This window comes from Arthrobacter pascens, from assembly GCF_017052465.1.
GTDB lineage: Bacteria > Actinomycetota > Actinomycetes > Actinomycetales > Micrococcaceae > Arthrobacter > Arthrobacter pascens.
In genome coordinates this window covers 17,813-36,958 of sequence record NZ_JAFHKT010000127.1, presented here as the reverse complement: position 1 = coordinate 36,958, position 19,146 = coordinate 17,813, and the positions used below count along the sequence as shown (strand labels likewise).

At 67.3% G+C, this 19,146-nt stretch carries 18 protein-coding genes and 1 riboswitch; of the genes, 7 read left to right on the top strand and 11 right to left on the bottom strand.

What is annotated here, in order from left to right; translation table 11 throughout:
- Positions 1-59 precede the first annotated feature (59 nt).
- Together JYA52_RS08130 and JYA52_RS08125 are read left to right on the top strand one after the other, a co-directional pair.
- The gene (locus tag JYA52_RS08130) at positions 60-365 is read left to right on the top strand and encodes a DUF1905 domain-containing protein (protein ID WP_205652700.1); all 306 of its coding nucleotides are present in this window, start codon (positions 60-62) and stop codon (positions 363-365) included.
- 180 nt (positions 366-545) lie between these two features.
- Positions 546-2,747: a PKD domain-containing protein gene (locus JYA52_RS08125; protein ID WP_205652699.1), complete on the top strand. Its 2,202-nt coding sequence runs from the start codon at positions 546-548 to the stop codon at positions 2,745-2,747.
- Positions 2,748-2,845: 98 nt separating this feature from the next.
- On the opposite strand, the gene JYA52_RS08120 is transcribed toward JYA52_RS08125, so the two are convergent.
- From JYA52_RS08120 to JYA52_RS08110, 3 genes are read right to left on the bottom strand one after another with little or no spacing between them, the layout of a single operon-like run.
- Positions 2,846-4,054, bottom strand: coding sequence for an O-succinylhomoserine sulfhydrylase (locus JYA52_RS08120; RefSeq protein ID WP_205652698.1), 1,209 nt, complete (start codon positions 4,052-4,054; stop codon positions 2,846-2,848).
- Complete coding sequence (locus JYA52_RS08115; RefSeq protein WP_205652697.1) at positions 4,055-4,465, bottom strand: rhodanese-like domain-containing protein; 411 nt, start codon at positions 4,463-4,465, stop codon at positions 4,055-4,057.
- A complete protein-coding gene (locus JYA52_RS08110) occupies positions 4,462-4,770 on the bottom strand; it encodes a DUF1737 domain-containing protein (protein WP_205652696.1) in 309 nt (102 codons plus the stop codon). Before JYA52_RS08110 ends, JYA52_RS08115 begins: the two co-directional genes overlap by 4 nt.
- Before the next feature lie 13 nt (positions 4,771-4,783).
- Positions 4,784-4,897, bottom strand: a riboswitch (SAM riboswitch).
- A 187-nt stretch (positions 4,898-5,084) separates the two neighbouring features.
- On the opposite strand from JYA52_RS08110, the gene JYA52_RS08105 reads away from it, so the two are divergent.
- The 3 genes from JYA52_RS08105 to JYA52_RS08095 are packed head-to-tail and all read left to right on the top strand — an operon-like array spanning position 5,085 to position 9,080.
- Complete coding sequence (locus JYA52_RS08105; RefSeq protein WP_240460094.1) at positions 5,085-6,380, top strand: NtaA/DmoA family FMN-dependent monooxygenase; 1,296 nt, start codon at positions 5,085-5,087, stop codon at positions 6,378-6,380.
- A gap of 4 nt (positions 6,381-6,384) precedes the next feature.
- Positions 6,385-8,037: an aromatic amino acid ammonia-lyase gene (locus JYA52_RS08100; RefSeq protein ID WP_205652694.1), complete on the top strand. Its 1,653-nt coding sequence runs from the start codon at positions 6,385-6,387 to the stop codon at positions 8,035-8,037.
- Positions 8,034-9,080 carry a PLP-dependent cysteine synthase family protein gene (locus JYA52_RS08095; RefSeq protein WP_205652693.1) on the top strand — a complete coding sequence of 349 codons (1,047 nt, stop codon included), beginning with the start codon at positions 8,034-8,036 and terminating at the stop codon, positions 9,078-9,080. The genes JYA52_RS08100 and JYA52_RS08095 overlap by 4 nt, the downstream gene beginning before the upstream one ends.
- A 33-nt stretch (positions 9,081-9,113) precedes the next feature.
- Here the strand turns inward: JYA52_RS08095 and JYA52_RS08090 are convergent, their stop codons facing one another.
- The 3 genes from JYA52_RS08090 to JYA52_RS08085 form a co-directional block, all read right to left on the bottom strand.
- Positions 9,114-10,124, bottom strand: coding sequence for an EAL domain-containing protein (locus tag JYA52_RS08090; protein WP_307869338.1), 1,011 nt, complete (start codon positions 10,122-10,124; stop codon positions 9,114-9,116).
- A gap of 288 nt (positions 10,125-10,412) precedes the next feature.
- Complete coding sequence (locus tag JYA52_RS22780; protein ID WP_276208551.1) at positions 10,413-10,535, bottom strand: hypothetical protein; 123 nt, start codon at positions 10,533-10,535, stop codon at positions 10,413-10,415.
- 49 nt (positions 10,536-10,584) lie between these two features.
- Positions 10,585-11,517, bottom strand: coding sequence for an aminodeoxychorismate lyase (locus JYA52_RS08085; protein ID WP_205652691.1), 933 nt, complete (start codon positions 11,515-11,517; stop codon positions 10,585-10,587).
- Positions 11,518-11,610: 93 nt separating this feature from the next.
- Here JYA52_RS08085 and cls point away from each other — a divergent pair, with 93 nt between their 5' ends.
- Positions 11,611-13,098 (top strand): cardiolipin synthase, encoded by a 1,488-nt coding sequence (gene cls, locus JYA52_RS08080; RefSeq protein ID WP_307869337.1) that lies wholly within the window; start codon positions 11,611-11,613, stop codon positions 13,096-13,098.
- 55 nt (positions 13,099-13,153) lie between these two features.
- Here the strand turns inward: cls and JYA52_RS08075 are convergent, their stop codons facing one another.
- From JYA52_RS08075 to JYA52_RS08065, 3 genes are all read right to left on the bottom strand, one after another.
- On the bottom strand, positions 13,154-15,295 hold the full coding sequence (locus tag JYA52_RS08075) for a chorismate-binding protein (protein WP_205652689.1): 2,142 nt from the start codon (positions 15,293-15,295) through the stop codon (positions 13,154-13,156).
- The gene (locus tag JYA52_RS08070) at positions 15,292-15,855 is read right to left on the bottom strand and encodes a low molecular weight protein-tyrosine-phosphatase (RefSeq protein ID WP_205652740.1); all 564 of its coding nucleotides are present in this window, start codon (positions 15,853-15,855) and stop codon (positions 15,292-15,294) included. Before JYA52_RS08070 ends, JYA52_RS08075 begins: the two co-directional genes overlap by 4 nt.
- 106 nt (positions 15,856-15,961) lie before the next feature.
- Positions 15,962-16,585, bottom strand: coding sequence for a LysE family transporter (locus JYA52_RS08065; protein ID WP_205652688.1), 624 nt, complete (start codon positions 16,583-16,585; stop codon positions 15,962-15,964).
- Positions 16,586-17,060: 475 nt separating this feature from the next.
- On the opposite strand from JYA52_RS08065, the gene JYA52_RS08060 reads away from it, so the two are divergent.
- Positions 17,061-17,582 carry a PKD domain-containing protein gene (locus JYA52_RS08060; RefSeq protein WP_205652687.1) on the top strand — a complete coding sequence of 174 codons (522 nt, stop codon included), beginning with the start codon at positions 17,061-17,063 and terminating at the stop codon, positions 17,580-17,582.
- A 42-nt stretch (positions 17,583-17,624) separates the two neighbouring features.
- Here the strand turns inward: JYA52_RS08060 and JYA52_RS08055 are convergent, their stop codons facing one another.
- Positions 17,625-18,440 (bottom strand): class I SAM-dependent methyltransferase, encoded by an 816-nt coding sequence (locus JYA52_RS08055; protein WP_205652686.1) that lies wholly within the window; start codon positions 18,438-18,440, stop codon positions 17,625-17,627.
- A 63-nt stretch (positions 18,441-18,503) separates the two neighbouring features.
- The gene (locus JYA52_RS08050) at positions 18,504-19,022 is read right to left on the bottom strand and encodes a MarR family winged helix-turn-helix transcriptional regulator (protein WP_307869336.1); all 519 of its coding nucleotides are present in this window, start codon (positions 19,020-19,022) and stop codon (positions 18,504-18,506) included.
- Positions 19,023-19,146: the final 124 nt, after the last annotated feature.

Here is a 19,146-nt window from a genome sequence, read left to right as displayed (position 1 = left end):
AGCTGAGCCTTACCTAATTAAATCCAATAACTATTGTGACGGAGTGCGATACTCGGACCGTGACCACCTCGTATACGTTCCGCTCCGAACTGTGGCTCTACCCCGGGGAAGCGGGCTGGCACTTCATCACCCTGCCGCTGGACGTCGCCGACGAGATCCGTGAGACGACGGCCCTGCTCCGCAAGGGTTTCGGCTCGGTGAGGGTGACGGCCGGCGTCGGCGGCCACGAGTGGCAGACCTCCCTCTTCCCCGACTCCAAGAGCGGATCCTACCTGCTGCCCGTGAAGAAAACCGTCCGGACCGCCGCGCGCCTCAGCACCGGGGACGAGGTGGAGGTCCGGCTTACTGTCGAGGGCGATACCTGACAGGGGCCCCGCAGGGCCGGGCTATTCAAAGCCGGAATGGCCTCAGCACCACCAGGCAACCCCTAGTTCGGGTGGGCAAGCAGTCCCTCACCGGTTTCACTCCAAGGTTTTCAAGGGTTTTCCACGACCACGCAGGCGCACGATGGTGTATGTTTCGCCCCAACAGAAACGGCGCTGAAGATGAAAAAACCGCTCCGCTGGCTCAGCCATTTGCTCGCCCTGTCCATCGTGGCTGCGGGGGGCCTGGTGGGTGCCGCCGGCCCGGCCCAGGCGGCCACGGTCGGCACTCCCAGCATCGCGTATTCCGGTGTGAGCAACCCGCCGACGGCGGATAAACCGCAGAGCAAGCTGTGGTGGAACGACGGGTCCTGGTGGGCGAACATGTGGAAAACCGGGAGCGGGTGGAGTATTTACCGGCTGGACCGGGGCACCGACACGTGGGTGGACACCGGAGTGCGCAGCGACAGCCGGGCCAGCACGTCCTCCGACACCTTGTGGGACGGCACCCACCTGTACATCGCCTCGAACGTGGTCACCTCCGGTGCCTCAGCGGCCGGACAGCCGGCACGCCTCTACAGGTACAGCTACTCAAACGGGACCTACACCCGCAGCAGCGGCTTTCCCACCACGATCTCGAACAACAGCAGCGAGTCCCTGACCATTGCCAAGGACTCCACCGGCGCAGTCTGGGCCAGCTGGACCCAGGTGTCCGGCGGCACGAGCACCGTCTTTGTCAACAACTCCGCGCCCGGCGGGACGAGCTGGGGAGCGCCGTTCGTGGTGCCGGGGGCTGAGGATCCACACCCGACCCCCGATGACCTGTCCGCCATCGTCGCCTTCGAAGGTGACGAAATAGGGATCATGTGGACCGACCAGGCCACCGGAACCGCGTGGTGGGCCACCCACGACGACGACGAAAGTGCGAGGACGGCGTCATCGTGGAAGGTCAGGGAAGCCATCAAGGGCAACAAGCAGGTCGATGACCACCTGAACATCAAGACGCTGCAGGCCGACCCGTCCGGCCGGGTGTTCGCCGCGGTGAAAACCAGCCTCAACGACGGTTCGAGCGACCCCAACCTGGCCCAGCTGGTGCTGGTGGTGTTCAAGCCCGCCACTGGTTCCTTCAGCCAAACCACGATCGCCAGAACCGGGGATTGCGTGTCTCGTCCGCAGATCGTGCTCGATACCGAGAACAACCGGGTCCGCGCGTTCCACACTGCGCCGTCGACGTCGGTCAGCGGCTGCCCGTTCTCCGGCGTTGCCGGCAGCATCTATGAAAAGACTGCCTCGATGGACAACCCGATATTCGGCAGCGGCCGCGGAACACCGGTAATCCAGGACGCGAATTCGGCCAACATGAACGACGTCACCAGCACCAAGCAGAGTGTGAATGCCGCCACCGGGATCGTCGTCATGGCCAGCAACAATGTCACCAAGCGCTACTGGTTCTCCGACCGCAGCCTCGGCTCGGGAAACCCTCCCGGTCCCACGGCGCCGACGGCATCCTTCATCGCCACTCCGACCTCGGGCACGGCACCGCTGACGGTGGACTTCACCGATACATCCACGGGGTCGCCGACGTCATGGGACTGGAATTTCGGTGACGGCTCCACCTCAACCAGCCGGAACCCGTCACATACGTACAGCGCGGCCGGCACCTACTCGGCACGGCTGACGGCCACGAACGCGGAGGGCTCGTCGTCCACAACCAGGACGATCACGGTCAACCCGTCCGGAGGCACCAGCCCGGGGATCTCCGCCCGCAGCTCAAGCACGGCAAATGCCGCAACGGCCACCAGCACGGTCTCACTGCCCGCACCCACCGGCCGCACGGCCGGGGACGTCCTGGTCGCGTCCTTTACCACTGACCTGAACCCCACGGTCGCTGTCCCGACCGGCTGGACCGCCATCGTCAACGGGCTGAGCATCAACAGCACCACCACGACCGGGGCCAGGGTGTTCGCCTACTACCGCGTGGTCGGTTCCGGCGATCCTGCCAGTTACACCTGGACGTTGAGCAAGGCTGTGAAGTGGGGCGGCGGGATCACCGCCTACGACGGGGTCAGCAATACGACGCCTCTGGACAGCGCGGTCACCACAGCGGTCAACGCGACGTACACGGCCACGAGCATCACGGTCCCCAGCGTCACGACCACCAGGAACGGCGCCCGGCTGATTGGCGGCGTCGGCTTCGACACCGCAATCCCGGGGGCCACGGCGCCGACGGGATGGACCGAGCGGTGGGAGGCGGCCAACGGCCAGATCGCCCAGCAGGCAGACCAGCCGCAGGCCACCGCCGGCGCCGCCGGCACCGCCACCTGGACGTTCAGCGCCGCCAAGGCGGCCGCAGCCTGGCGGACCGCCCTCAGGCCGGCAGGCTGACCGGCCGCCCGGCAGGCTGACCGGCCGCCCGGCAGGCTGACCGGCCGCCCGGCAGGCTGACCGGCCGCCCGGCAGGGCGCCCGGTCAACTCGAGGGACTCAGATCTGCTTGAGCGCCTGCTCAAGGTCTCCGATCAGGTCCTCCGGATCCTCCAGGCCGACGGACAGGCGCACCACGCCGTCGCTGAGCCCGATGGCGGCGCGGCCCTCCGGGCCCATGGCGCGGTGGGTAGTGGTGGCCGGGTGGGTGATGAGGGACTTGGCATCTCCCAGGTTGTTGGAGATGTCAATGATCTTCAGGGCGTCCAGCAGCGCAAAGGCGGCCTCCTTGGCCGACTGGCCGGCCGTCGTCGCGAGTTCCAGCGTGAGCACGGTGCCCCCGGCCTTCATCTGCTTGGCGGCAAGCTCGTACTGCGGGTGGGATTTCAGCAGCGGGTATTTGACCCAGCTGATGGCCGGCTGGCCCTCCAGCCATTCGGCGAGGCGCAGCGCGGTGGCCGATGAGTGGTTCACCCGCAGCGCCATGGTTTCGAGCCCCTTGGTGAGGACCCAGGCGTTGAATGCCGACAGGTTGGGCCCGGTATGGCGCATCAGCTGCTTGACCGGTCCGTCGATGAATTCCTTGGTGCCCAGAATGGCGCCGCCCAGCACGCGGCCCTGGCCGTCGATGTGCTTGGTCCCCGAATAGACGATCACGTCGGCGCCGAGGTCGCCGCAGCGCTGCAGCAGGGGAGTGGCGAACACGTTGTCGACGACGACGGTCGCACCGGCCGCGTGGGCCAGTTCGCTGACCGCCGCGATGTCCACGATTTCCTGCATCGGGTTGGACGGCGACTCGAAGAAGACGGCGGTGGTGGGCACCGAGAGTGCCGCCTTCCACTGCTCCAGGTCAGGTCCGTCCACGAACACCGTCTCCACGCCCCAGCGCGGCAGGATTTCGTTGAGGATCACGAAGCAGGAGCCGAAGAGCGAGCGGGCGGCCACCACGCGGTCCCCGGCGGCCAGCAGGGCACCCAGGGCGGTGAACACCGCGGACATGCCGGACGCCGCGGCAAAGCATGCTTCCGTGCCTTCGAGCAGGCGGAGGCGCTCCTGGAAGGTGGCCACGGACGGGTTGCCGTAGCGGGAGTAGACGAAGCGTTCGTCCTCGCCGGTGAAGGCGCGCTCGGCGGCGGCCGCGGACTCGTAGACGAAGCCGGAGTTCAGGAAGATCGGCTCCGTGGTTTCCTGGAAATTGGTGCGGTCCAGCCCGCCGCGGACGGCCTGGGTCTCGGGGCTCCAGCCGGCGGCATCTTGATTGAAGGTCACTTAGTTCTTTCCCAGGTTTGTTGGCAGCCCGCGGTTCTTCCAGCCGTTGACGGTGCGCTCACCGTACCGGTCGGGTTCGCCCTCGAAGCCTTCGAGCACGTTGTACGAGGTGAAGCCGGCGCGGGTCGCTGCAATGGCGGCGGCAATGGACCGCTGCCCGGAGCGGCACAGGAATACCAGCTCGGTGCCGTCTTCCTCCGGCGCCTGCAGCTTGAGCTGGTCGATGAATTCGGGGTTGGGGATGCCGCCGGGGAAGGTCCACTGAATGAACAGCGGGTCGTTCTCTGTAGCAGCCGTGTTGGGCATGCCGATATGCGCCCATTCGCCCTCGGTGCGGACGTCCACCAGGATGGCGCCGTCCTCCAGCTTGGCCCATGCTTCCTGCGGGGTGAGGTCTCCGGCGTAGCTCACGCGTGCCCCTCGAATGCTTCAGCGTCGAGGTTTTCGTCCGAGTCCAGCCGGTCCACGGCGGTGGCCACGGCGGCATCAGCGGTGGCGACGGCGAGGGGGAGGATCACGGCCTGCGCCACGATCACGTCTCTGCCGTTGAATGCGGCCGCGGGGCTGCCGTGCAGCACATACCCTTCGGCCAGTGCGTCCGAGATGCGTTCACAGAAGGAACGGTTGTCGGGTCCCGTGATCAGGCGGTAGGCCAGTTTCTCCTCAGGTTTATCCTGCGGGGTCGGCAGGGTAACGCCGGGGGGCGCGTCCGTCATGACGGATCTCCTTCTCTCACGCTTGCAGCTCGAAGTGGTCGATATGCCGAGTATTCACCTGAGGCACCCCGCCGCGAGGGAGGGTTGCCGACCGGCCAGTCAGGGCTTGGCGCCGATTCTCATTACTCCTCAAAAACGTAACACCGACGACGCCGGCGCGCACCGCCGCCGTCGTCATGTTCCGTAACGCTGGAGGCTCGCAGCTTCGGTTACAAAGATCCGGCCCGGGTGCATAATGACGGGAGATGAACCGCCGTAACGCCGGATGAAACCAGGCAACAGTGAACGAGTCGAGTGCCAATAGAGTCGGTCCCATGCTGCACTTTGGATGGTTTGTGGGCCATGGGTTCGGAGTCCAGGGCTGGGGGACGCCCGGTTACGGGATCGGGTACGACTGGAAGAAACCCGAGCTGTACCAGCATGCCGTGCGCGAGTTCGAGCGGGCGGGACTGGACCTGTTCATCATCGAGGACTCGCTCACGGTCCCGGACACGTACGGCGGCAGCGCGGAGGTGAGCCTCGCGCAGGCCTCCTTCGCACCCAAGCACGATCCGCTGGCCCTCGTCCCGTACCTGCTCTCCGCCACGGAGCACCTGGGAATTGTCCCCACGGTCAGTGCCTCCTTCTATCCGCCGTTCACGGCGGCCCGGCTGCTGGCCACGCTGCAGCACTTCTCCAACGGCCAGCTCGGCTGGAACGTGGTGACCTCCGGCAGTGACCTTGCCGCGCAGAACTACGGGCTGGACCAGCAGATCGAGCACGACCTCCGGTACGAGAAGGCGGAGGAATTTGTGGACGTGGTGCGGAAGCTCTGGCGCAGCTGGGACCAGGACGCCATTGTGGAGGATGCCCGGGCCGGCGTGTTCGCCGACCACACCAAGGTGCGGCCCATCCGGCACAGCGGCGAGTTCTTCCGGGTCCGCGGCCCGCTGAACACCGCTCCGCTGCCGGAGGAGCCCGTGCTGGTGCAGGCCGGGGCGTCCCCGCGCGGCAAGGCGTTTGCGGGAGGGAACGCGGACGTCGCGATCGCGCTGGCCCGCGGCTCGGACGGTATGAAGGCCTACCGCGACTCGATCCGGGCCGAGGCCGCCAAGGCGGGCCGGAACCCCGACGACGTCAAGGTGCTGTTCGTGCTCAAGCCCACCGTGGTCGGTTCAAAGACCGAAGCGGAGGAACTGCGGGCCGCGCGGAAGGAACTGACGCAGCGGGACATCGACAGCCAGCTCAATTCGATCTCATACCTGTCCGTCATCGACTTCAAGCAGTTCGACCTGGACGAGCCGCTGCCGGAGCTCACCACCAACAGCAACCAGGGCACGCTGGAACACTTCTCGAAGGCGGCGCCGCCGGGCTCGACCCTGCGCGAGATCCTGCGGGCCCGCAGCGGCGGTGCCGGGGACAGCATCATCGGCACGGCCGAGGAAATCGCGGACCACCTGGAGGAAACAGGCGCCGCGGTGGGCGGGGACGGCTTCCTCTTTTCCGGCTTCGTGGACCCGGCCACCGTGCACGGTGTGCTGGACAAGCTGGCTCCGGTGCTCCGCCGTCGCGGACTGCTGCGGACAAGCTACGGCGACGGCGGCTTCCGCCGGAACCTGCTGGACTTCTAGTGCCATGGCCGGGACACGGGCGTCTGACGACCTGCTGCGGGAAGCCAAAAGTGCCAGCTTCCTGATCGGCACGGCACATCTCGTGGCCGCCGACGTGGCGAAGGTGGCCTCCGACCCGGGGGTCGAAGTCGTCCTGAGCGCTGATGCGATGGAGCTGATGGGCCTCTCCCGTGAAGTGGTCCAGGCCGCCATCGACTCCGGCCACAGGGTCTACGGGCTGAACACCCTGCTGGGCTCGGGCCGGGACACAGCCGTGGTGGAAGAATCCATCCTTGACTACCAGGTGCAGGTGGTCCGCTACCACCACAGCGGTATCGGCCCCCTGCTCGCTCCGGAGGAAGTCCGCGCCGTGATCCTCGCGAGGCTGATCGGCTTCACCCGCGGCGGCTCCGGGGTCCGCCCGGAAACAGCGCGGTTCTATGCGGAATTGCTCAACCGGGGAGTGGTCCCCGCTGTTCCCCGCGACGGTTCCGTCGGCTCCTCAGACCTGACCCAGCTGGCCGCGGTGGCCGCCGTCGCCATCGGTGAAGGACAGGCCCTGGCGCCCGACGGAAGCATCATTTCCGGCGCCGCGGCGCTCGCCGGGGCAGGCCTCGAACCGCTGGTGCTTGCCGCGGGCGAAGCCCTGGCGCTGGTCAGCGCCAACTCCTACTCGATCGGCGCCGGCACCCTGGCGCTTGGCCGGCTGCTCGAACTGGCCGACCTCGCGGACACCGCACTCGCCCTGTCACTGGAGGCCACCGGGCGGTACGACGGCGGCGGGAACCTCAGCCCGTTTTCGCCGGCAGTGCAGGCGGCCAAGGCGGTGGACGGCCAGCGGATCTCGGCCGCGAACGTCCGGCGGCTGGTGCGCGGCGGCTGGCTGGAGGACCCGCGGCGTGAGGTGTCGGTGCAGGACGCCCTGTCCTTCCGCGCCGCACCGCAGACGCACGGCGCGTTCCGTGCCCAGGTCACGGCCCTGGCCGGGGCCCTCGACGTGGAGCTGAACGGCCGCGGCGACAACCCGCTGACGGAGCTGTCCTCCGGCCGGATGGTGTCCGGAGGCAACTTCCAGCCGATGCAGCTGGCCCTCGCCTTCGAGGCACTGCGGCTGGGGCTCGCCCACGTAGGCATCAGCAGCGAGCGGCGCATCGCCAAGCTCTACCCGCCGCAGCGGCTCATCCGGCAGCTGAACCTGGAGGCGGCCCGAAGCGGCACGCCGCTGGCAACCGAGGAGCTGCCGGGCCTCCTTTGGTATTCGGCCGCGGGCCTGCTGGCTGAACTGAAATTCCTCGCGGCGCCGGCAACCTTGGGGGCGCCCACGCTCTCTGCCGATGTGGAGGACCACTCGACGCTGGCACCGCTCGCACTCCAGCAGCTGCAGCGCTCGGTGGAAGCTGCCGGGAAGCTGCTCACCGTTGAGGCCCTGACGGCCGCGTACCTGCTGGCGGAAGCGCAGGCTGCGGAGACCGGCGGAAGCGGGTCCGCGGCGCAGGCGCGGCCGCTCGGCAAGGGGGCCGGCGCCGTCGTCGGCCGTCTTTCCCGGCTGTTGTCCCAACAGTTGCCGGCTCCGGCGCTGGTGGAGCGGGGACGCGACGCACTGCGGGAGCTGCTGGCCAGCCTGCCGGAACTCCGCCAGCCGCAGGCGGACACGGACGATACAGGAGGCGAAGCATGAGCACTGTGACAGGCGGGCCCGGGCCGCGGCACGCGGCGGCCGCCGTGGATCCCGGGGCCGACGCCGGTGCTGTGCTGGCCCGCGTCGGAAACACGCCACTCGTTCCGCTGGGCGCGCTGAGCCGGGGCCTGGGCAGCACGGTTTTCGCCAAACTGGAATCGGAAAATCCCGGTGGCTCCATTAAGGACCGCACGGCGCTGAGCATGGTGCGCGCGGCCGAACGCAGCGGGGAGCTGCAGCCCGGCGGCACGATCGTGGAGAGCACCTCCGGGAACACGGGGATCGGGCTGGCACTGATCGGGGCGCTGACCGGGCACCCCGTGGTGGTGGTAACCGGTGATTCCATTTCCTCGGAAAAACTGGAGGCGCTGCAGCGCTACGGGGCGAAGGTGGTCTTCACGGACTGGAGCGCACCCTCGGACTCCCCGGCGAATGCGAGGGCGGTGGCCGCGCGCATCACGCGGGAAATTCCCGGCGCGTGGCGGCCCCTCCAGTTCGACAATCCGGCCAACCCGAAGGCCCACTACGAGGGGACGGCGCCGGAAATCTGGGAGCAGACGGCGGGGAGGATCACGCACTTCGTCGCCGGCGTCGGCACCGGCGGGACCATCACCGGCAACGGGCGGTACTTCAAGGAAAAGTCAGCCGGCCATGTTGAGGTGATCGGCGCCGATCCCTACGGCTCGGTCTACAGCGGAGGGCATCCGGGCCAGATCCTGGTGGACGGCGTGGGCAACTCCTGGCCCAAGCCGGACTGGCCGAAGGTCTTTGACCCCGGCTTGCTGGACCGTTTCCTACGCATCCCGAATGACGAGGTGTACACCACAGCCCACCGGCTGCTCAACGAGGAGGGGCTCTCCCTTGGCCCGTCCTCAGGGCTGACCGTGGCGGCAGCCCTGCGCGTGGCACGGGCCGCCCCGCACGGCTCGGTGGTGGTGGCCATTGCGCCGGACACCGGACGCAACTACCTGAGCAAGGCCTTCAACCCCGAATGGCTGGCGGACAACCACATCCGCCTGGCCACGGACCTGGCGGAGGACTAGGTCCACTGCCTTGCCGTAGAAGCCTTTCGCCGGTCAGGAAGCAGAGCCGCCTACCGCGGTTTCGCTTTCGGAACGGATCCAGGAGTTCCAATCCAGCGGATGCACCGACGGCCGGCCCAAGAGGTACCCCTGGGCCGCAGTCATCCCCAGCTCCGTCACCGCGCTCAGTTCCGCGACGGTTTCAATGCCTTCCGCCGTGAGTTCCGCACCGATGTAGTGTGCGAGCTCCGCCATGGCAGCGCCCCGAAGCCGTTGCCCTTCGGAGTGCTCGATGTTTTCGATGAAGCGGCGGTCCAACTTAATGATGTCGGGGCTCAGCTCGAGAATCTGGTCCATCGACGTGAAACCGGCGCCGGCGCCGTCGACGGCAAGGCGGAGCCCCCGGCTGCGGAGCGGCGCCAGGGCCGCGCTCAGCGACGGATACTGGTCAGAGGCCACCTGGCCGGTGAGCTCGATGATGATCCGGTCCATCGGCAGCTGGGAGTGCTCCAGCAGCCCGTGAATGCGCGGATCCAGGCAGGTGGCGGGCGTGAGGTTCAAGGCAATGAACAGTGGCTCGGGCACGGAATGCGCCGCCGTGAGTGCCCTGAGGAGGGCGGCGATCTCGAGGTCGGCACCCAGGCCCACCGCTTCCGCCTCGTTAAACCAGTGGTCGGCGCTGGCGCCGTCGTCGCTCACGAAGCGTGTGAGGGCCTCGACACCGATGACCTGCCCATCCGGAAGCTGCCGGACGGGCTGGAAGGCCGTCATCAGCATCTTGTCACCGAGGACAGCTTCGATCTTGTTCCTGCTGCGCCTCGTGAAGGGAACCGGTGCGGGCACCTCCGCGGCGCGGGAAGGCTCGACGGTGACTGCCCCGCCTTCGTTATTGGTGAGTGCCGTGGTCACTTTCAGGTGCTCAAGGAGTGCGAGCTCAGGATGGTCTGGATGCGCCGCGACCAGATCGCGGAGCCGCATCCGGGTCCTATGGCTGTCCGGATCGGACTCCGCCAGCAGCACATCGATAATTTCCTGGGCTTGCCAGCGCACAGTTATTTCACCCACGTCCCCTGGCGTCGCTGCCTGGGCCCCCAAGCCCTCGGGTAGTGAGTTTGTCAGTGCAGGAAGGGAGGATTCATCCCTGGACATCGGCTATTCCTTTATGGCTACTGGTCCCGGCTGAGCCCGGAACCCGCGGCTGCCCTGCCCATCCCCTCGGGATGAGCCGGTCAGACCGTTCTAGAAGAGTACAACGACTGCCTCTGAGTTGTCTGTTTTTTGCGGAACCCACATTTCACGTGCCAGTTTTTTCGGGTCCGGAAGCGCGTCCGGAACCGCGCCGCACGGGCTGGCTCATCTGTAGGACATGTCCGGTTCGGTGCCGCTGTCATCCTGCACCCACGCTGTGAAATCGGCCAGTGACATGAAGCAGTAGTAGTCGCAGTACCGCAGGTTCTTCTTTTCCGTCTTGCTCATGCCGGTTATTCGTCACCCGCACCGCTCCGGATGGCACGCGGCAAATGTCTTACTCGACCCAGGCGAAGAGCTCCGCCAGCTCGGCCGTGAGCTGCTTCTTCAGGGCAGGCGTGCCGATCTCTTTGCCGTCGATGTGGTTCACCGGTGCGAGCAGCCGGATGCTGGAAATCAGCCACACGGCGTCGGCGTCGAACAGGTCCTGGGGTTCCAGCGGACCGTAGCCCAGCTCCCAGCCGGCCGCCTTCGCAGCGGCGAACAGCGCACCCTGGGAGGTGCCCGCAAGGATGCCGCTGTCCAGCTGGGGCGTGATGAGCCGCTTGACGGTTTCGCCGTCGTCGGACTCTTCGACCTGTGCCAGCAGGACGGTCGACGTCGGCCCCTCCAGCACGCGGCCGTCGGAAGAGGTGAAGATGACGTCGTCGGCGCCTTGTTTGTGGGCGTGGCGCAGGGCAGCCATGTTGACGGCATAGGAAAGCGTCTTGGCGCCAAGCAGAAGCCAGGGGGCGCGCTCGGCGGCGTCACTGTCGTAGCCGCGGTCCAGCAGGATGACGTCGATGCCCGCTTCGCGCTGACGACGGCCGGTCGCCCCGACCGGGGACACCTGGACCCAGCAGGTGGGCGCCGCGGCGCCCTCGACGCCCCTCGTCACCAGGAGCTTGACCACGGCCTCGTCCTCGTCGGGTGAGGCAGCCGGGTTATCCGAACGGAACGCCGCGACACCGGTGTCGATGGCGCGTCGCCAGGCATCCTGGTCCGGGATGTCGAGGTCCAGTGCGTGTGCAGAGCCGGCCAGCCGGTCCAGATGCGCCTGAACTTTGCGGGTCCGGCCGGCCACGGCGAGCATGGACTCGAATACGCCGTCACCGCGGGTGGCACCCAGGTCGGTGGCCATCAGCTGCGGCTGGGTGGGATCGGCAATCCGGCCGTACTCATAGTCCGGGTCGAGGAATACCAGCACGGTGGCGGAGGCAGGAGAAGTCATGCCTCAAGCTTAGTGCGGCCAGTCCCCGATAGGCTGTGCTGGACCGTCCCTTCCGGAATGGCTCCGAGGGTAAGAAACAATGGGGGTTCACCAGTGTTGTGGCCATTTCCGCTCGCCGGAACCCTGCCCGCGTGGCTGGTTTTCGTTTTCAGCGCCGCGGACTTCATCATCAGGGTGCTCGCCTTGGGCATCATCCCCGGCAACCGCCGGCCCACCACCGCCATGGCGTGGCTCCTGGGCATCTTCTTTGTGCCCGCCGTCGGCCTGATCCTTTTCCTGCTGTTCGGCAACTTCCGGCTGTCCCGGCGGCGCGTGGAGCAGCAGCAGCTGGTCAGCGAAAGGGTGCGGGCCCGCACCTCTCTGCTGTCCGACGTCGGAAGCGACTATCCCGGCCCCGAATGGGTCAAATCCGCCGCCGAACTCAACCGGCGCCTGGGTTCGATCCCGATGGTGGACGGCAACTCCGTGGAACTCATCCCGGGCTACCCTGACTCCATCCGGGCGATGACCGAGGACATCCGGAAAGCCAAGCGGTTCATCAACGCCGAGTTTTACATCATGAGCACGGACCACGTGACGGACGAGCTGTTCACGGCGCTGGAAGACGCTGCCGACCGCGGCGTGGAAGTCCGCGTGCTGTTCGACCACATCGGAACCCTCCGGATTAAGGGTTACAACAGGCTCCTCAAACGCCTCAAAGCCAGCCGGATCCAGTGGCGGCGGATGCTCCCGCTGCTGCCCATCCACGGCCAGTGGCGCCGGCCGGACCTCCGGAACCACCGCAAGATCATGGTGATTGACGGCGAGGTGGCGTTCACCGGGTCGCAGAACCTCATCGAGCCGTCCTACAACAACCCCAAGCACCGGAAGGTGGGGCGTGAATGGGTGGAGCTGATGGCCCGGCTGCGCGGCCCCATCGTGCCCACCCTCAACGTGGTTTTCGCCACCGACTGGCTCAGCGAGACAGACGAATCGCTCGAGGCCCAGCTCGAGGCGCAGCTCGAGCTGCCGGACGGGACCGACTCCGGCAACGTCACGGCACAGGTGGTTCCCAGCGGCCCCGGTTTCAGCACCGAGAACAACCTCCGGCTGTTCAACACGCTCATCTACTCCGCCCAGCACCGGATCTCCATCTGCAGCCCGTACTTCGTGCCCGACGATTCGCTGCTCTACGCAATCACCACCGCGGCGCAGCGGGGTGTCGATGTCGAGCTCTTCGTCTCCGAAAAGGGCGACCAGTTCCTGGTCCACCACGCCCAGCAGTCCTACTACCAGGCGCTGCTGGAGGCCGGGGTGCGGATCTACCTCTACAAGGCTCCGTTCGTGCTGCACGCCAAGCACTTCACCATCGACGACGAAGTGGCCGTCCTCGGCTCCAGCAACATGGACATGCGCTCCTTTTCATTGAACATGGAGGTGTCGGTGATGCTGCTCGGCACGGAGACGGTGAACAGCATGCGCGAAGTGGAGGACACGTACCGCGACATCTCGCACGAGCTTGACCTTGAGGACTGGATGCGGCGGCCCCTCGCAGCGCGGTACGTGGACAACGTGGCCCGCCTCACCGCCACGGTCCAGTAACCGCAGCCAAGCGCAAACGTACACTTAAGGCCCCTCGGCGGCGATCTGCGGGGCCTTAAGTGTCCGTTCGCGCGGGGAATTCCGAGCCCAGGGCGGACAGCACGCCAAAGGCCTTGGTGCGGATTTCCTCGTACTCCTCCTGGGGCACTGAATCGGCCGTGATGGCGCCGCCGACGCCGAGGCTCAGGGTCGCCGTCGGCCCGCCCGCAGCGCGGTTCTCGTCGCCGGTCTGGATCACGAGCGTCCGGATGGCGACCGCCAGGTCCGTGGCGCCGTTCAGCGAGAAGTAGCCGATCGCCCCCGAATAGACGCCCCGCGGCCCATCCTCGAGCCGGTCCAGGATGGCCATGGTGCTGATCTTCGGCGCCCCGGTCATGGAGCCGGCGGGGAAACACGCGGCCACGGCTTCGGCCCGCGGCGATCCGGGCAGGAGCTGGGCATCGATGGTGCTCACGAGCTGGTGGACGGTGGCGTAGCTCTCGATCTCGCACAGCCGGCTGACGGTCACGGACCCGGGCTCGGCAAAGTGGCTGAGATCGTTCCGGAGCAGATCGACAATCATGATGTTTTCGGCCCGGTCCTTCAGCGAGGTCGCCAGGTCGTGCCGCAGCTCCGCGTCCGTCTCCGGATCGGCAGCCCGGCCCCGGGTGCCCTTGATCGGTTCGGCGCGCATGCCGCCGTCGGACGCTATCCGCAGGAAGCGCTCCGGGGACGTGCTGGCAACCGTGAGGCCGCTGAACCGCAGGTAGCTCGCGAAGGGCGCCGGGTTCCTCGTCCGCAGCGCCAGGTACGTGGGCCACGGCTCGAGCCCGTCCGCGGGCACCTCCGCGGTGAGGGACGTGGTGAGGCAGACCTCGTACGAGTTGCCGTCGGTGATCTCTTTCTGGGCGTCGGCGATCTTGCGCTTGTAGCTGTCCTCGGTATCGCGGCTGGTGAACTCCGGGGCAGGGAAAGGCACGACGGCGGGGCTGCCGCCGGCTTCGGGGGCACGGTTGGCGCCGGTCCCGGGAGCCGTGCCCGTGCCGTGGCCGGACGCCGTTGCCACGGCAGTCCGGGCGCTCGCAAGCCAGTCGGCGGCATCAGGGGCGTCGAGGGCCAGCAGCCAGGCCGTGCCCTCGGCATGGTCCAGGACCACCGCCCGTCCGGCGAAGATCAGGGCAGCGTCCGGAGTGTCGGCGGGGACGTCCGAGCCGCCGGTCTCACGCTTGAGCTCATACCCCAGGTAGCCCAGCCAGCCCAGCGTGAAATCGCACGAATAGCCCTCGGGGCCGCGGACCGCCTTCCGCCCCCAGACGGTCTCCAGCCAGCGGAAGAAAGGCCCGGGCACGTCGGCGGTGGCGCATCCTGCGGTGATCCTGTTGGTCCCTGAACGGTGCCGAACTGACTGGCCGAACGTGCCCCCGTCGTCCGCCAGGATACTGAAGCGGCTGCGTTCCGCGGCCACCGCAGCGTCACGGTCCGGTCCGCTGTGCCTGCCCTGCGGCGCCGGCGGGACCAGCGAGGAATCCAGCCACACGGCATTCGCGGAGGTTCCGAACAGCGATTCGAACAGGTCCGCGGCATCGGGGCGGGCCTCGATCCGCTCGGACTGCAGCCGCAGGCCCCGGCGCGAGGAGAGCTCGGGAACCAGCACGGTGGCGAGGCCCGGGAGGTAAGTGAGCGCCTGCAGGACGTCCGCGGGGGCGGTGTCATCGGCGCGGTTGAGGACCCGGACGTCCGCATGGCTGCGCACATCGTCCGAGTCGAGGAGTTCCGCTTCCTGGGCGGCCCACTGGTCCCAGTAGGGCTCATAGGTCTGGCCGTCGCGCTCCAGGGCACGGGCGCGGCGTTCGTCCTCCGGGGAGTCGGCCCAGATGACGGCGTCCAGCATCGGCCGGGCCGCCGCGGCGGCGGCCCCCACCCCTTCCACGATCACAATCTCCGCGGGCAGCGTCACCCGGGCATCGCCGTCGTAGTGCTTTTCCCAGTCCCAGCTGATCCACGTGGCCGGCTCTGCCCGCCGCAGGGGTGCCAGCACAGTGCTGACGTAGCGTTCAACGCCGGCAGCGAGTCCGTTCCAGCCGGGGTAGATGTCCTCCAGGTGGAAGAGCGCCACCTTGCGGTGGGTCCGCAGCCGGGCCGCGAGTTCAATGGCCAGTGTGGTTTTGCCTGCGCCCGACCGCCCGTCAATGGCGATGATCACAGGTGCGGGGGTCATGAAATAGAGCGTACCTGCTGGCTGTTCTGAAGTTTTAGCCGGGCTTCTTCATCTGCAATCGCCGACCGGACAAATTCGAGGATGCCGGGCACGGCCGCCTGGATCTGGTCCCACACGCTTTCGAAGTCGCTGTGGTCCCCGTACCAGGGGTCCTCGATGCCCTGGTCGAGTGGGTCCTGTGACTCGAGCGCAGGATCGAAACTGCGGAGCATGCGGACTCTCGCCCTGGTTTCACTGTCGGGGGCGGACGCCCGGAGCCAGCCATAGTGGTCCACGTCCAGGGCCAGGATCAGGTGGCGTTCCGTGTACCACTCAGGCCGCCATTCCCGGGCCACATGCCGGTCCGAGGTGAGGTTGTGGGCGGTCAGTTTCCGCGCGGCGCGGGCATCAATGGGCCGTCCCGCCTCGTAGGCGGTGGTTCCGGCGGAATCCACGACGACGGCATCGGCCAGCCCCGCCGCGTCGAAGGCTTCCGCCAGTATCAGCTCTGCCATCGGGGACCGGCAGATGTTGCCGGTGCAAACCGCGATGATCCGGTAGGGGCTCGACGTTGAGGACATGTTGCTAAGCATGGGGGATGCCGCTGCCCCTTGGCCAGTAAGTAGCCTTATTGTTCACAACATTTCTCCTGGACGTCGGCGGACGGGGTCTCCGTGGACCGGCGCCTCAGTGGATCAGGGCCAGCAGGATGCCCACGGCGACGAACAGGATGCCGAAGACCCTGTTCAGGATGGTCTGTCCGCGGGCATTGTGCGTGAAGCGCTGGAACGACTTCGCCGCCGCGGCAAAGAAGAACCACATGACCAGGATGTCGATCGCCACAACGGTGGCGGTCAGGACGGCGTACTGCGGCAACAGCGGGTGTTCCGGCCTAATGAACTGTGGCATGAACGCCAGGAAGAACACGATGGCCTTGGGGTTGAGCAGGTTGACCCACAGGCCCCGCCGGAACATGGACCAGGCGGGCTCGTTCCGGAGTGCGGCTGCCTTCTCCTGGTCCAGGTCCGGCTTGTGCAGGAACTGCCGGATGCCCAGATAGACGAGGTAGGCGGCGCCGGCGTAGCGGATGACGTTGAAGGCGACGGGCGAGCCCGCCACCAGGACGCCGACGCCGAGCGCCACGATCACCACATGGACGATCAGGGCCGCCTGCTGGCCGAGGATTCCCCAGATGGAACGCCGGAACCCTGAAATCAGGGAGTTGCTCATGGTGTTGATGGCGCCCGCGCCGGGAGTGAAGCTGATGAGGACGCCGGCGCCCGCGAGGGCCAGCCACAGGGAGGATTGCACCCATCAAGCTTAGTCCCGGGCGCGGGGCGGTTTCTTGCTGCCGGAGCCCTTTGCCGCTCCAGGCCATGGATGCCATTACAGACAACCGCGTCTGCCGGGGCTACGATGCAGTCAGCCGCACCCCCCGGGTTTGCCGGGGCGCGGCACAAAGCTGCTTCGCGGTGGAACAGTCCATGACTTGGGGGAGTCGATGAACAGGATCGTCGGAACAATTTTCGCAGGGGCGGCCTTGATGGCGGCGGCCTCCTGCGCGCTGCCCGTTTCGAATTCCGGACAGCGCCCATCGGAGCAAGGCACAGCGCCCCCTTCCAGCACAGCGGCCTCATCCGGCCCGGTCCAAGGTCCGGGCGCCACCCAAAGTCCGACCGCCACCCAAGGTCCCATTTCGGACATCATGAACAAAGGGCGCGGGACGGACTCTGAGCCCGCTGGACCACCCCCTGAGGCAAGGTTCGGGCACCCTGACTATTACGCCATGCCAGGCCAGGAGATCATCTTCGATGTCTCCGCGTCTTTACCCACGGGGGTCAGCACTGCGCGCTACGAATGGGACTTTGACGGCGACGGCGTGATTGACGAAGTCGGTCCGGTTCCGGTGGCGGCGCATACGTTCAATCAAGTGTTTGAAGGAACTGCGGAAGTCAGGATTACCTTCTTCGGGGGAGGGTCGTCGACGGCGTCCGCTGCCGTGCACATCGGACGGGGACCCAGGGACGGGCTGCCGGCGGCGCCCCTCAACGTCACCGTTGTAGTCACTGCGGACGCCGGAGACGTGAGTACCGTCCAAATTTCCTGGGAGCCGAGCGGAACGGAGCCCTACCGCTGGGGCCTTACCGTGGACGGCATTCCCGCCGGAATGGTGGAGGGCAACGAGCGGACCGCGTCCATGACGGATGTCCACCGGGGCAGTGCGGTCGAAATCGGGGTCGTCGGGTTCACCGCCGGCATGGGAATGGGAGAGCCCGCGAGCGTGACGCTTCCCGCACGGGAAGGCTAGCCCGGTCCGCCGGAAGCTGGGCCTCCGGCGCGCGCCACGAACCTAGGCCCGCGCAATGACCTCGCCGTTCGGGATCAGGAACCAGCCGTCATCCGTGGAACCCCAGCGGTGCCAGCCGGCCGAGATGCGCGTCAGGTCAGCCTCCTGCGCGAAGCCGTACTCGAGTGCCTGATCAGCGAAGGCCGAGTGCAGCACCCGCTCGCCCCACACGCGTGCCTGCCAGCGCCGCTGCTGCCCCGTGGCGTAGAGCCAGTTGCTGCTTGTCGGTGCGACGTCGGTGAAGCCGGCGGCCTGCGCCCACGACACCAGGCGGCGTCCGGCGTCGGGTTCGGCCCCGTTCCGCCGGGCGATCCGCTGGTACAGGTCCATCCACTCATCGAGTTCGGGGATGGGGGGATACCAGCTCATGCCGTGGAAATCGGCGTCGCGGACGGCCACGATACCGCCGGGCTTGGCCACCCGCCGCATCTCGCGCAGCGCCTCCACCGGATCGGTCAGATGCTGCAGTACCTGGTGCGCATGGACGACGTCGAAGGTGTCGTCCTCGAAGTCAAGGTCGTAGATGTTGCCGGCCACGAACTCGACGTTCTCCACGCCCCGGTCCGCGGCGAGCTCCCGGGCGTGCGCAATCACGTCGGGGGAGCGGTCCAGCCCGGTGACGGTTCCGGGGGCCACCAGCACGGCGAAGTCACAGGTGATGCTTCCCGGTCCGCAGCCCACATCCAGCACCGAGACCCCGTGGGCGAGGTGCGGGATCACGAACGCCGCGGAATTCTCCGCCGTCCGGGAGGCATGGGCCCGGACCACCGACTCGTGGTGGCCGTGCGTGTACACATCGTCTGGCTGCTGCGTACTCATAGGGAAACGCTACTCCACCTGCGCCAAATGGAAACGGAATACGCACCGTTCCCCCCGTCCCTTTTACGGGGCTTTCCCGGAGGCTTCCTGGCCGGCGCGGATGGTGGCATCGATCATCGAGTTCATGAACCGGGTCACGGTCTCCAGCTCTTCGGCGCTGAACCCGGCCATGGCCGTGCCCATGTGCCGGGCGAGCGGAAGGAACATGGCGCTGCCGTCACGGTAGGCCTTGTCCGTCATCCGGAGCTGGACCTGCCGGCGGTCCTGGCCTTGGCGTTCGCGGACCAGGTGCCCCGACCCGCAAAGCCGGTCGATCAGCGCGGTGGTGGCGGGGGAGCTGAGGTTGAGTTCCTTCCGCAGCGTCCCGGGGGTGACCACCTGGTCCTTGGCGGAGTGCCGCATGATGACGGCAAGCGCGTTGAGGTCGGTGCGGTGCATGTCGTTCCGGCCGCCCGCGGCGTCGACGTACCGGTTGGCCTCAAGGGTGAACTCCTGGAGCAGCCGTACCAGAGGATGCGGCGGACCGGCCTGCGGCCCAGGAGCAGGAGCGGGAGCAGGGGATGCCGCCGGAGCGTCGGTCACGTCCACCTCCCTGCCTGATTCATGCCTTCCGGAGTTTACTCCAGCGCAGGAGACAACCCGCACGGAGCTATATATCTCCATGGCAGAGATAGTCTATGCTGGATTCATTATTGCGTGCCCGGCT